Here is a 13004-nt window from a genome sequence, read left to right on the forward strand (position 1 = left end):
GAGAGACACGAGATGATTGACAACATCAGCTGGCTGGCGATCTACCCGGAGATCACTCTCCTGGTCATGGCCTGCGTCATTGCCTTGGTGGACCTGGGCGTTTCAAGCGCCCGTCGCACCGGCACCTATGTTCTGACCATGCTCACCCTGCTTGTCGTAGCGGTGATGCAAGGCATGTATGCCGCGAGCGGCAACACTTTCTACGGCTGGGGCAACATGGTTGTCTCGGACGCCATGGGCAACTGGCTCAAGTGCTTTGCCACGATCGCCATGATGATCACCATGGTCTATGGCCGCCCTTACGCGGCTGAGCGTGACATGCTGCGCGGCGGTGAGTTCTTCACGCTGTCCATGCTGTCTCTGCTGGGCATGTTCATCATGATCAGCGGCAACAACTTCCTGGTCCTGTATCTGGGTCTGGAACTGCTGACCCTGTCCAGCTACGCGCTGGTGGCGCTGCGTCGTGACCATACCGCTTCGGTGGAAGCGGCCATGAAGTACTTTGTGCTGGGCGCCATGGCTTCCGGTTTCCTGCTGTACGGCATGTCCATGCTGTATGGCGCAACCGGCTCGCTCGATATCGGCCAAGTCTTCAAGGCAATCTACTCTGGTGAAATCAAGCACCAGGTGCTGGTCTTCGGTCTGGTCTTTGTGGTTGCAGGTCTGGCCTTCAAGCTGGGCGTGGTGCCTTTCCATATGTGGGTGCCTGACGTTTACCAGGGTGCTCCTACTGCGATTACCGCCCTGATCGGTGGCGCGCCCAAGCTGGCTGCGTTTGCCATGACCATCCGCCTGCTGGTGGACGGCCTGCTGCCCCTGGCAGTGGACTGGCAGCAGATGCTGATGGTGCTGGCCGTGTGCTCGCTGCTGGTGGGTAACCTTGCCGGTTTGCAGCAAACCAGCCTCAAGCGTATGCTGGCTTACTCGACCATTTCCCAGATGGGCTTTGTGCTGCTGGGTTTGATGTCGGGCGTGGTCGATGGCAAGGTTGATCCTGCTACTGTCGAGAACGCTTACAGCTCCGCCATGTTCTACATCATCACCTATGTGCTGACTGCTCTGGCAGCCTTCGGTGTGATTCTGCTGCTGGCCCGCGAAGGCTTTGAAAGCGAAGAGATTGCTGACCTGGCAGGTCTCAACCAGCGTAGCCCGCTGTACGCTGGCGTGATGGCTATCTGCCTGTTCTCCATGGCCGGTATTCCTCCGCTGGTGGGTTTCTACGCCAAGCTGTCCGTGCTGCAGGCACTGATTGCTTCGGGCAGCAGCCTGTACATCGGTCTGGCTGTGTTCGCGGTCATCATGTCGCTGATCGGCGCCTTCTATTACCTGCGCGTGGTCAAGGTCATGTACTTTGATGCTCCAATCACAGCTACCAGCGTTTCCGCTCCTCTGGATGTGCGCGTTGTGCTGACCATCAATGGTGCGCTGGTTCTGCTGCTGGGTATCCTGCCCGGCGGACTGATGGCCTTGTGCGCCGACGCTGTTGTCCGCGCCCTGGCTTCCTGATAAGACGAACGTAATGAGGGCTTGATGCCCTCATTACTTTTTCTAGGATTGGTTCAGTGTCTAGTACCGCCTCCATCTGGCTCATCATCTTGGCTGCCCTTGTGGCAGCCAATTTGCCTTTTATCAACCAGCGACTGGCCATCGTCGGCCCCGTCATGGCTGGCCGCAAGCCCCTGTGGGTGCGCCTGCTTGAAATGCTGGCGCTCTACCTGCTGGTGGGCGCTCTGGGCATGGTGCTGGAGCACCGTGCTGGTCAGAATGCTCCGCAGGGCTGGGAGTTCTATGCCGTTACCGGCGCGCTGTTTCTGACGCTGGCGTTCCCCGGCTTTGTGTACCGCTACCTGGTTCACCGCAAGGGCTGAAACATCCCATGAAAGTGCTTGATCTTCACTGCCCTGCAGGCCATGTCTTTGAAGGCTGGTTTGCATCGGAAGATGATTTTCAGAATCAGTTGCAGCGCAAACTGGTGCAATGCCCCATGTGCGGTGACAGTGATGTGACCAAGCGCCTGAGCGCCCCCAGAATCAACCTGGGTGCGCAGCCACCTAAAGCAGCGGCTGCCGCGCAGAACACTCCATCTGCCGCGCCTGCACAGCCTGCCTCGGCTCCTGTGCCCGCTGCAGCCCAGATGCCAGAGATCAGCGCAGAGGCGCGTGAGCAGTTGCACGCCATGCAAAGTGCCTGGGTGCAGTGGTCGCGCAAAGTGGCAGAAAACACCGAAGACGTGGGCAAGCACTTTGCGGAAGAAGCCCGCCGCATGCATTACGGCGAAACCGAGGACCGTGCCATTCGCGGCCAGACCAGCACGAAAGAGGCGCTGGAGTTGCTGGAAGAGGGCATTGGCGTTGTGCCATTGGCTTTGCCAGAAAGCGCTGGCAACGAAGGTGGCGGCAGCCTGCAGTAAGCCGCTTTCCTGCATCATTCATTGCATCAAGCCAGCAGTTCCATGAGCTGCTGGCTTTTTGGTTGCTGTAGTTTTGATAGCGCCTGTCGCAGAACAAACAAAGAGCTGAGGATGATTGACTATCAAATCTGATAGCTAGATAGCGCTGGCTGCTGTGAAATGCATAGCTATCTTTGTCGCTTTCTGGATTTTGGACGACAAACAGCAAGCATATTTAGAGTGCAGCAGCTAGTAACTTAGCGACGCCAAAGGTTATTGCCTTGCTACGGGTTTTCGACAGGGAGAGCTTTCCTGAGTCGCGCCGCTCATATCCGGATATCTATTCATTTTGATAGCGCTTAGCGCCTATCAGCTGTGCGGTAGAGCCGTGTTTGCCTTGTGTCGTGCAGCTGATATGCAAGATCAACTCATTGGTGTCTTTGATTTTTAATGTGAGTGCATGCTCCTTCTGTGGTGGCCTTTACTGCTGGAATCCTAGGGAAAAGCATAGGCAGGACGAAGCGTGCTGCCTAGGAGTTTCCCGCTGCGGCTTGCGTGCCCGGAGGACCAAGATGCCTGACCTAGGGGAGAGCGAGTTCAAGACCGCTCTGTCATTTGACTTGTTGTCTCGCACTCAGGACTGGCATAGCGCGCATGAGCGACCTTATTCTCGAAACCAGACAGCTCACCAAAGAGTTCAAGGGATTCACCGCCGTCAGCAAGGTGGATCTGGCGGTGCAGCGTGGCTCCATCCATGCGCTGATCGGCCCCAATGGTGCAGGCAAGACGACTTGCTTCAACCTGCTGACCAAATTTCTGGAGCCCAGCTCGGGAACCATCCGTTTCAACGGTGTGGACATCACGCGTGAGCCGCCAGCGCAGATTGCCCGGCGTGGTGTGATCCGCTCGTTTCAGATCTCGGCAGTGTTTCCGCACTGCACCTTGCTGGAGAACGTGCGCATTGGTCTGCAGCGTCAGCTGGGCACGGCGTTTCATTTCTGGACCAGCGAAAAGTCTCTGGACAAACTCAATGACCGCGCCATGGAGCTGCTGACCGAAGTGGGTCTGCAGGACATGGCCGATGAAATCACCATCAACCTGCCCTATGGCCGCAAGCGTGCGCTGGAGATTGCCACCACGCTGGCCATGGAGCCTGAGTTGATGCTGCTGGACGAGCCCACCCAGGGCATGGGCCATGAAGACGTGGACCGTGTGACGCAGCTCATCAAAAAGGTCTCGGCGGGCCGCACGATTTTGATGGTGGAGCACAACATGAAGGTGGTCTCCACCATTGCCGACCGCATCACTGTGCTGCAGCGCGGAGCGGTGCTGGCCGAAGGCCGCTATGAAGAGGTTTCGCGCAACCCGCAGGTGATGGAAGCGTATATGGGGACTACGGATGGGCAACTGAATGGTCATTGATCCCCCCTGTGCCGCCTCGCGGCTTCCCCCAGGGGGACGGCAGCCTCGCCGCAGGGCGGCCTTTGCTCGCTGCCCCTGACTTTTGCGCATGCTTGATTTGAGTGATGTGAATGAATAAAACAAGTACTCCGGCACTGGAAATTTCGGGACTTAATGCCTGGTATGGCGAGTCGCATGTGCTGCATGGCATGGATCTGGTGGTGCATCCCGGCGAAGTGGTGACGCTGCTGGGCCGCAATGGCGCGGGTCGCACTTCCACGCTGCGCGCCATCATGGGTTTGACGGGGTCGCGCAAGGGTTCCATCAAGATCAATGGGGTGGAGACTGTGCACATGCCCACGCACAAGATCGCCCATCTGGGCGTGGGCTACTGCCCTGAAGAGCGCGGCATTTTCTCCAGCCTGTCTTGCGAGGAAAACCTAATGCTGCCGCCGCCGCTCAAGACCGGCCAGCCCGGCATGAGCATCGACGAGATCTATCAGATGTTTCCCAATCTGTACGAGCGTCGCAACAGCCAGGGCACGCGTCTTTCGGGGGGCGAGCAGCAGATGCTGGCGGTGGCCCGCATTCTGCGCACGGGCGCACGCCTGCTGCTGCTTGATGAAATCTCCGAAGGGCTGGCACCCGTCATCGTGCAGGCCCTTGCGCGAATGATCACCACGCTGCGCGAGAAGGGCTACACCGTGGTGATGGTGGAGCAGAACTTCCGCTTTGCTGCGCCGCTGGCCGACCGCTTCTATGTGGTTGAGCACGGCCACGTTGCGCTGCGTTTTGGTGCCAGCGAGCTGGAAGAAAAGATGTCCACCCTCAATGAGCTGCTGGGCGTATAGCGCAGCAGCAAGTTCTCGATTGTTTCCCCAATAAGACTTAACCAGGAGACTGTGATGAAAGCAAAACTGAGTGTTCTGTCGTGCATGCTGGTGGCCGCGGGTCTGGCCAGCCCTCTGGTGCAGGCACAGGAAAAAGTGAAGATCGGTTTCGTCACCGATATGTCCAGCCTCTACGCCGATGTGGACGGAAAGAACGGCGCCATTGCCATGCAGATGGCGATTGAGGACTTCGGTGGCAAGGCGCTGGGCCAGCCCATTGAATTCATGAGCGCCGACCACCAGAACAAGGCCGACATTGCTGCCTCCAAGATGCGCGAGTGGATTGATACGCAGAACATCTCTTTGGTGTTCAGCGGCACCAACTCTGGTACGGCGCTGGCCGTCTCTCAGGTGGCCAATGAGAAAAAGCGTGTGCACTTCAACAATGGCGCGGGTTCCTCCGCGCTGACCAACGAGCAGTGCAACCCCTACACCGTGCACTATGTGTATGACACCGTGGCACTGGCCAAGGGCACGGGCGGTGCCGTGGTCGATCGCGGTGGCAAGGACTGGTTCTTTCTGACGGCCGACTATGCATTCGGTCAGGCCCTGGAGTCCGACACCACCAAGGTCATCAACGCCAAGGGCGGCAAGGTGCTGGGCTCGGTCAAGCACCCGCTCAACGCTTCGGACTTCTCATCCTTCCTGCTGCAGGCTCAGAACTCCAAGGCCCATATTCTGGGTCTGGCCAATGCCGGTGGCGACACCATCAACGCCATCAAGGCGGCCAAGGAATTCGGTATCAACAAGACCATGAAGACCGCTGGTCTGCTGGTTTTCCTGACCGATATTCACAGCCTGGGCCTGAAGAACACCGAAGGCCTGCTGCACACCACCAGCTGGTACTGGGACATGAATGACGAATCGCGCAAGTTTGCCAACAAGTTCTTTGCCAAGACCAAGCGCATGCCTACCGATGTGCAGGCTGGCAACTACTCGGCTGTGATGACGTATCTGAAGGCCGTCGAAGCCGTCAAGACCACCAATCCAGACAAGGTCATGGCCTATCTGAAGAGCACGCCGATCAACGACTTCTACGGCAAGGGCGTGATTCGTCCGGACGGCACGTTTGCCCACGATATGTATCTGGTCGAGGCCAAGAAGCCCAGCGAGTCCACCAAGCCATGGGATTACCTCAAGGTGCTGAACAAGCTGCCAGCCGATACGGTTTGGACGACCAAGGCTGAAACCAAGTGCGCGCTCTGGAAGTAAGCGTTTAGAACCGCTCTGAAGCACACCCCACACCTACCAGCGTATCTCTCATGGAAATCTTTGGTGTCTCATTGCCCGCTTTGTTGAGCCAGCTCCTTCTGGGGCTGGTCAACGGCTCGTTCTATGCCATTTTGAGTCTGGGTCTGGCTGTGATTTTCGGCCTGCTCAACGTCATCAACTTTGCGCATGGTGCCTTGTTCATGCTGGGGGCCATGGTCACCTGGATGGCCATGAGCTATTTCCAGATCAACTATTGGGTGATGCTGATTCTGTCGCCCTTGCTGGTTGGTTTGCTGGGGGTGCTGATAGAGCGCTTTTTGCTAAGGTGGATCTACAAGCTCGATCATCTCTACGGCCTGCTGCTGACGCTGGGGCTGTCGCTGTTGATCGAGGGTGTGTTCCGCTCGATTTATGGTGTGTCGGGTCTGGGCTACGACACGCCAGAGCTGCTGGAAGGCGCCACCAATCTGGGCTTCATGATCCTGCCCAACTACCGCGCATGGGTGGTTGTGGCATCCATCGTGGTTTGCGTGGCCACCTGGTTTGTGATTGAGAAAACCCGCATCGGCGCCTATCTGCGTGCAGGCACCGAGAACCCGCGCCTTGTTGAAGCCTTTGGCGTCAATGTGCCGGTCATGATTACGCTGACCTATGCCTTTGGCGCAGCGCTGGCCGCCTTTGCCGGGGTGCTGGCCGCGCCTGTCTATCAGGTCACGCCGCTGATGGGGCAGAACCTCATCATCGTCGTGTTTGCCGTGGTGGTGATTGGCGGCATGGGCTCCATCATGGGCTCCATCATCACTGGCCTTGCACTGGGTGTGATTGAAGGGCTGACCAAGGTTTTCTGGCCTGAAGCCTCATCCACCGTCGTCTTCTTCATCATGGTCATTGTTTTGCTGATTCGCCCCGCTGGCCTGTTCGGTAAAGAAAAATAAGAGGGCGCACGACATGAAATCCAAGACGCTTGTTCAACGCATTGCCCCGGTGGGCTACGGCCTGCTGCTGCTGGGCCTGGTCGTTGCACCCTTTGTCGGTGCCTACCCGGTGTTTGTGATGAAGCTGATGTGCTTTGCACTGTTTGCTTCGGCCTTCAATCTGCTGCTAGGCTACACGGGGCTGCTCTCGTTCGGCCATGCAGCATTCCTGGGCGGCGCAGCCTATGTGGCGGGTTACAGCATCAAGGCCTGGGGCTTCACGCCTGAGGTCAGCATGCTGCTGGGCACCTTGATGGGTGCAGCGCTGGGCCTGATCTTTGGCTGGCTGGCCATTCGCCGCCAGGGCATCTATTTTTCGATGATTACGCTGGCACTGGCCCAGATGCTGTTCTTCGTGGCGCTGCAAGCCAAGTTCACCGGCGGTGAAGATGGTCTGCAAGGCGTGGCACGTGGCAAGCTGTTTGGTGTGATTGATCTGAGCAATGACCTGGTCATGTACTACGTGGCGCTGGTGATTGTGGCGCTGGCTTTTTTGCTGATCGTGCGCACCATTCATTCGCCGTTTGGTCAGGTGCTCAAGGCCATCAAGGAGAACGAGCCGCGCGCTATCTCGCTGGGTTATGACGTCAACCGCTTCAAGCTGCTGGCTTTTGTGATCTCTGCGGCGCTGACGGGGCTGGCTGGCTCGCTCAAAACCGTGGTGCTGGGCTTTGCCACGCTGTCGGATGTGCACTGGACAACCTCTGGCCACGTCATTCTCATGACGCTGATGGGCGGGCTGGGTACTTTGTCTGGCCCCATTGTTGGCTCTGCCGTGGTGGTGGCGCTGGAAAACAAGATTGGTGATCTGGGCACTTTTCTGGCGCACACCACGGGTGTGGAGTGGTTCAACACGCTGGGCGAATCGGTCACCATTGTCACGGGTCTGATCTTTGTGCTGTGCGTGCTGCTGTTCCGCAAGGGCATCATGGGCGAGCTGATTGCCTGGCTGGATCGCCGCAAATAGCCGCTGACTTCACTTTTACCAAGGCCGCTTCAAGCGGCCTTTTTTGTGTCTGCAGCAGTGCGTGAAGATGAATTTTCAGAGTTTTCTGAAATATCCGGTACACGGTTTGAGGCTGTGGACTTTATTTCTCATAAACAATGGACTTTTTTTCTCACATCAAAAAAGCGTCAATGCAATGCACAGCGGCAGGCTGGTACTGCAGATGGACAGCTGGAGGTTCGAAATGACACAAGAGGAGCGGTCTCAACCCATGGCCGCACGTATCTGGATGGGGGTTCTAGGGGCGGTGCTGGCACTGGCTGGCCTGTTCTTTCTGATCGGTGGTGGAAAGCTCATCAGCTTGGGCGGCAGCTGGTACTTTTTGCTAGCCGGCCTGGGCCTGCTGCTGTCGGGCGTGCAGCTGCTGCGCCGCCGCCGTGCTGGTGCATGGCTGTATCTGCTGACGTTTGCCGCCACGGTAATCTGGGCGCTGGCCGATGTGGGCTTGGACTACTGGGGCCTGATCTCGCGCCTGCTGGCGCTGACCTTTGGCGCCGTGGTGGTGCTGGCCAGCATGCCGCTGCTGCGCAAGGCTGAAGAGCCAAGCCATGCCAAGCCCGCGTTTGCGGCCGCAGGCGTTTTGCTGCTGGCGGGTCTGGCAGCGTTTGTTTCCATGTTTCAGGTTCATCCCGAAGTGCAGAACCAGGCCAGCGCGACGCGCAAGCCTGTGGATGCCGCCAGCGAGCAAAAGGACTGGAGCCACTACGGCAGCAGCAGCAACAACGACCGTTTTGCTGCGCTGGACCAGATCAATGTGGGCAACGTCAACCAGTTGCAGGTGGCCTGGACTTTCCGCACTGGCGATGTGCCTAAATCCACGGGCGCGGGCGCTGAAGATCAGCTGACCCCGCTGCAGGTGGGCGACAAGGTTTTCCTGTGCACCCCCAGCAACAACGTGATTGCGCTGGACGCAGACACCGGCAAGCAACTGTGGCGCCATGACACCAACTCGCATGTGGGCGGTGTGTGGGAACGCTGCCGCGGTCTTGCGTATTTCGACGCCGATGCGCCGATTGCCGCACCCAGCGTGCCCGGCTCCACACCTGTGCAGGCTGTCAGTCTGCCTGCTGGGGCTGCCTGCAAGCGCCGCATTTTGATGAACACCATTGATGCGCGCCTGTTTGCCATCAATGCGGATAACGGCGAGCTGTGCGATGAGTTTGGCGACCACGGCGTGGTTGATCTCAAGCAGGGCATTGGCAAGATTCCCAACCCGGCTTTCTACACACTGACCTCGGCCCCCACGGTTGCTGGCACCACCATCGTGGTGGGCGGCCGTGTGGCTGACAACGTGCAAGTCGATATGCCTGGCGGCGTGATTCGCGGCTTTGATGTGGTGACTGGTGCCCAGCGCTGGGCGTTCGACTCCGGCTCGGCCACGCCCAATGAAGTGCTCAAGCCCGGCGAAAACTACACACGTTCGTCCGCCAACGTCTGGGCGGGTACTACCTATGACCCCAGCTCCAACACCGTGTACCTGCCCATGGGCTCGGCCTCGGTGGACCTGTATGGCGCCACGCGCTCTGCGGCTGACTTGAAGTACGGCTCCTCCATCCTGGCGCTGGATGCAGCCACGGGCAAGGAAAAGTGGGTTTACCAGACCGTGCACAACGACCTGTGGGACTTTGACATCCCCATGGCCCCCACGCTGATCGACTTCCCGCAACAAGACGGCAAGACGACCCCGGCGCTGGTGGTGGGCACCAAGGCAGGTCAGATCTTTGTGCTGGACCGCAAGAGCGGCCAGCCACTGACCAAGGTGGAAGACGTGGCCGTCAAGCCCGGCACCATTCCCAATGAAAAGTACTCGCCAACACAGCCGCTGTCTGTGGGCATGCCGCAGATCGGCACGCAAACCCTGACCGAAGCCGATATGTGGGGAGCAACGCCTGTGGATCAACTGATCTGCCGTCTCAAGTTCAAGTCCATGCGCTATGACGGCCTGTTCACCGTGCCGGATACCGATGTCTCTTTGAGCTTCCCCGGCTCGCTGGGCGGCATGAACTGGGGTGGCCTGTCGGCAGACCCTACCCAGAATCTGATCTTTGTGAACGATATGCGTCTGGGCCTGTGGGTGCAGATGGTGCCGCAGAACAAGGATGCCAAGCTGTCTGACGGCGGTGAAGCACCCAACACCGGCATGGGTCAGGTACCGCTGGGCGGCACACCTTATGCCGTGATGAAGGACCGATTCATGTCGCCTCTGGGCATTCCCTGCCAGAAGCCTCCATTCGGCACGCTGACCGCCATTGACATGAAGACCCAGCAGGTCGTCTGGCAAGTGCCTGTGGGCACGGTGCAGGACCAGGGCCCCATGGGTATCAAGATGCGCATGCCCATGCCTGTGGGTCTGCCCACACTGGGCGGCACGCTGGCCACGCAAGGCGGTCTAGTGTTCTTCGCAGGCACGCAGGACTACTACCTGCGCGCCTGGGATAGCGCCACCGGCAAGGAAGTCTGGAAGGGCCGTCTGCCCGTGGGCAGCCAGGGTGGCCCCATGACGTACAAGTCGCCCAAGACGGGCAAGCAGTATGTGGTGATTTCGGCTGGCGGTGCGCGCCAGTCGCCTGATCGCGGTGACTATGTGATTGCCTATGCGCTGCCCGGTAGCGCCCGGTAGCGCTAAATAAGTTCATTCAGAACTGATCGCTTTAAGCCATGGTGCGCAAGTGCCATGGCTTTTTTCATGGCTTGCTTGCGTGGTACGCTGCTGCGCCTGAGTCAATGGAGCAGTGGTCGTGAGCGAGCAGCAAGGTCTTGAAGTTTCCCAGAGCCAGCCAACCGAGGCAGACGAGGCGGCGGCCGATATGCGCCGCGCCTTGCTGGATGCGGGCAAGACCGAGTTCGCCAACTACGGCTATGACGGTGCACGCCTTGAGCGCATTGCGGCCAAAGTAGGCTGCGCCAAGCGCATGCTCTACTACTACTTTGGCAACAAAAAAGACGTGTACTTGGCCGTCATCGAGCAAAGTTATTCGGACATTCGCGAGTCCGAAGAGATGCTCAACCTGGATGCCATGGCGCCTTTGCAAGCCCTGCACGCGCTGGCCCAAAAAAGCTTTGAATACCACGAGCAAAACCTGGAGTTCACGCGCCTGGTGCTGCAGGAGAACTTTCAGGGCGGCGAAATGCTGGGCCAGATTTCCAAGACCGATTTGCTGCGCAAAGCCGCGCTGGAGCCGGTGGAGCGCATTCTGGAGCGTGGCGCAAAGCAAGGTGTTTTTCGCAGCGGCATCAGTGCCGTTGATGTGCACTACCTGATCTCGGCCCTGTCCAGCTTCCGGGTCGATCATGCTGCCACCTGGCGTAGCCTGCTGGAGGTGGATTTGCTGGGCGACAGCTTGCGCGAGCGGCATCTGCAGCTGCTGCTTGACCAGCTCTCCCGGCTGGTCGCACCAGTCCGCGAATCTCTCTAAAGCTTCATCGTGGCTGCGTAGCCTGTCATTTCCAGATAGCCGCTGCCCACAATCTGGCTGGCACCATTGCTGCCAAGGCGGCGCAGCTCGCTCAAGCCTTCCCAGTAAATGGCTCCTGTGCTGGCGCGGCTGTCCAGTTCCTGGTCGTCGAACAAGGCATGCACCTCGTAGTGCCCCGCAGGTGTTTGCACACGCCAGGCCACAGGGTAACGGGTCTGCGTGCGTGGGCTGACCCAGTGGCGCAGTGGCTCGAAATGCACCATGTCTGCACCAAAGATTTGCGCCTTCTGGCCCGGTGCGCGAAATGAGCCACCAGCCCATAGTGCGCCGCCCGTTTTGCGGCGCAGATGAAAGGCTGTGAGGGCGCTGCCGTCGTCCAGATTCATGCCGATCCAGTCCCAGCCCTGCGCGTTCGCATCCATGATGGATTCGCTGCATTCATGGTCCAGCCATGCGCGGTTGTGCTCGCTGGTCTGCACGGGCAGATGTTTGCCATCGACCACGATGGAGCCGCTGACCTTGAGCTGGGGCTGGCTGTAGTAATAGCTGGTCTGGTCGTCTTGCGGGCCTTTGTGAGAAAGACCATTCAAGCCCTGCAGTAGCAATGGCTGGGTGCTATCAAATTCAAGATTCAGTGCAAAGCCATCCGCAGCCAGTTGGGCACGGTAATGGCTGGCTTGTTCGGGGCGCTGGCCGGTGGCAGTTTCGCGCTGCAGAAACCAGTCGTTGATGTGCACATGGGTGTCGGTTTCACTGGCGCCCGCAAGGCCCAGACCCGCACGCGCCATGCGCTGGTCATGGCGCAGTTTCCGGGCTTGCACATCACTGAGTGCCACATGCGCAAAGATCAGCTGCCTGGCCGCCAGCGGCGATTGCAGGGCCTGAGCCACTCCCACGCGAGAGCGGAAAAACGTGAGCTGAAAGCCCCAGCGCTTGCCGCCCGCCTGTAACTGGCCGGTGATGTACCACCACTCGGTTTGCAGATCAGGGTGGCTGCCAAAATCGCGCGGAAATTGCAAAGTCTTGCGGGGCAGGGCGATTGCGGACGGCGGCAGACTCAGGCCAAGGCCTGCGGCCGCCAGCGTCTGCAAAGTGAGCCTGCGTGACAAGGTGGCAGCAGATAAGGTGGAAGCAGACAAGGGGGAGCGAAGAGTCAGAGGCGTTTTTCGCATGCCCCATTGTCACTGTAGTTATCTGTGCTTTCTTCGCAGACTTGGGGGAGCATGATCTCAGCCAATATCGGGCAGCGGAACAATCACCATCCAGCCGACGCCAAAGCGGTCAGCAGTCACACCAAAGCTGCGTGCGAAAAATGTGGGCCCCAGTGGCATCTGGATGGCGCCGCCCTGGCTGATGGCGGTAAACAGACGCTCGGCCTCGGCCTCATTGGGCGCTTCGATGGACAGGGAAAAGCCTTTGAAATCGGGCTTGCCGCCATTCATGCCGTCAGACGCCATGATCTGCGTTTCGCCAATTTTGAAGCTGGCGTGCATGATTTTTTCCGGGTCTGCCTGCGCAGGGCCACAGCCTTCCTGAGAGGGGTGATCGGGCTGGGGTGGCGCATCCTTGAAACGCATCAGCGCCGTAACTTCGGCACCCAGCGCGGCTTGGTAGAAATTCAGAGCCTCTTCGCAGCGGCCATCAAAGAAAAGATAGGACTGGACTTGCATGGAACCTCCTGAAGCAGAAGCTGGGTATGCCATTGTGCGCCCGGCG

12 protein-coding genes are annotated in these 13004 nt (G+C 58.9%); 10 read left to right on the forward strand and 2 right to left on the reverse strand.

Going from position 1 to position 13004, the window contains the following annotated elements; translation table 11 throughout:
- The first annotated feature begins 12 nt into the window (after positions 1-12).
- From nuoN to JDW18_RS06045, 10 genes are all read left to right on the forward strand, one after another.
- Complete coding sequence (nuoN, locus tag JDW18_RS06000) at positions 13-1506, forward strand: NADH-quinone oxidoreductase subunit NuoN (protein WP_218242785.1); 1494 nt, start codon at positions 13-15, stop codon at positions 1504-1506.
- 56 nt (positions 1507-1562) lie between these two features.
- On the forward strand, positions 1563-1868 hold the full coding sequence (locus JDW18_RS06005) for a DUF2818 family protein (protein WP_218242786.1): 306 nt from the start codon (positions 1563-1565) through the stop codon (positions 1866-1868).
- A gap of 8 nt (positions 1869-1876) precedes the next feature.
- Positions 1877-2410, forward strand: a complete 534-nt coding sequence (locus JDW18_RS06010) for a DUF1178 family protein (RefSeq protein WP_218242787.1) — start codon at positions 1877-1879, stop codon at positions 2408-2410.
- Between the two features lie 633 nt (positions 2411-3043).
- Complete coding sequence (locus JDW18_RS06015; protein ID WP_218242788.1) at positions 3044-3811, forward strand: ABC transporter ATP-binding protein; 768 nt, start codon at positions 3044-3046, stop codon at positions 3809-3811.
- A gap of 110 nt (positions 3812-3921) precedes the next feature.
- The gene (locus tag JDW18_RS06020) at positions 3922-4641 is read left to right on the forward strand and encodes an ABC transporter ATP-binding protein (RefSeq protein ID WP_218242789.1); all 720 of its coding nucleotides are present in this window, start codon (positions 3922-3924) and stop codon (positions 4639-4641) included.
- 54 nt (positions 4642-4695) lie between these two features.
- Positions 4696-5892, forward strand: a complete 1197-nt coding sequence (locus JDW18_RS06025; protein WP_218242790.1) for an ABC transporter substrate-binding protein — start codon at positions 4696-4698, stop codon at positions 5890-5892.
- Positions 5893-5942: 50 nt separating this feature from the next.
- Positions 5943-6827 (forward strand): branched-chain amino acid ABC transporter permease, encoded by an 885-nt coding sequence (locus JDW18_RS06030; protein WP_218242791.1) that lies wholly within the window; start codon positions 5943-5945, stop codon positions 6825-6827.
- A gap of 13 nt (positions 6828-6840) precedes the next feature.
- On the forward strand, positions 6841-7833 hold the full coding sequence (locus JDW18_RS06035; protein ID WP_218242792.1) for a branched-chain amino acid ABC transporter permease: 993 nt from the start codon (positions 6841-6843) through the stop codon (positions 7831-7833).
- Positions 7834-8056: 223 nt separating this feature from the next.
- Positions 8057-10492, forward strand: coding sequence for a membrane-bound PQQ-dependent dehydrogenase, glucose/quinate/shikimate family (locus JDW18_RS06040; RefSeq protein WP_218242793.1), 2436 nt, complete (start codon positions 8057-8059; stop codon positions 10490-10492).
- Between the two features lie 118 nt (positions 10493-10610).
- A complete protein-coding gene (locus JDW18_RS06045) occupies positions 10611-11288 on the forward strand; it encodes a TetR/AcrR family transcriptional regulator (RefSeq protein ID WP_218242794.1) in 678 nt (225 codons plus the stop codon).
- Here the strand turns inward: JDW18_RS06045 and JDW18_RS06050 are convergent.
- Positions 11285-12427 carry a lipocalin-like domain-containing protein gene (locus JDW18_RS06050; RefSeq protein WP_425514775.1) on the reverse strand — a complete coding sequence of 381 codons (1143 nt, stop codon included), beginning with the start codon at positions 12425-12427 and terminating at the stop codon, positions 11285-11287. The genes JDW18_RS06045 and JDW18_RS06050 overlap by 4 nt on opposite strands.
- Before the next feature lie 90 nt (positions 12428-12517).
- A complete protein-coding gene (locus tag JDW18_RS06055; RefSeq protein WP_218242796.1) occupies positions 12518-12958 on the reverse strand; it encodes a VOC family protein in 441 nt (146 codons plus the stop codon).
- Positions 12959-13004 lie beyond the last annotated feature (46 nt).

It is taken from the genome of Comamonas fluminis (genome assembly GCF_019186805.1).
Taxonomy (GTDB): Bacteria; Pseudomonadota; Gammaproteobacteria; order Burkholderiales; family Burkholderiaceae_C; genus Comamonas; species Comamonas fluminis.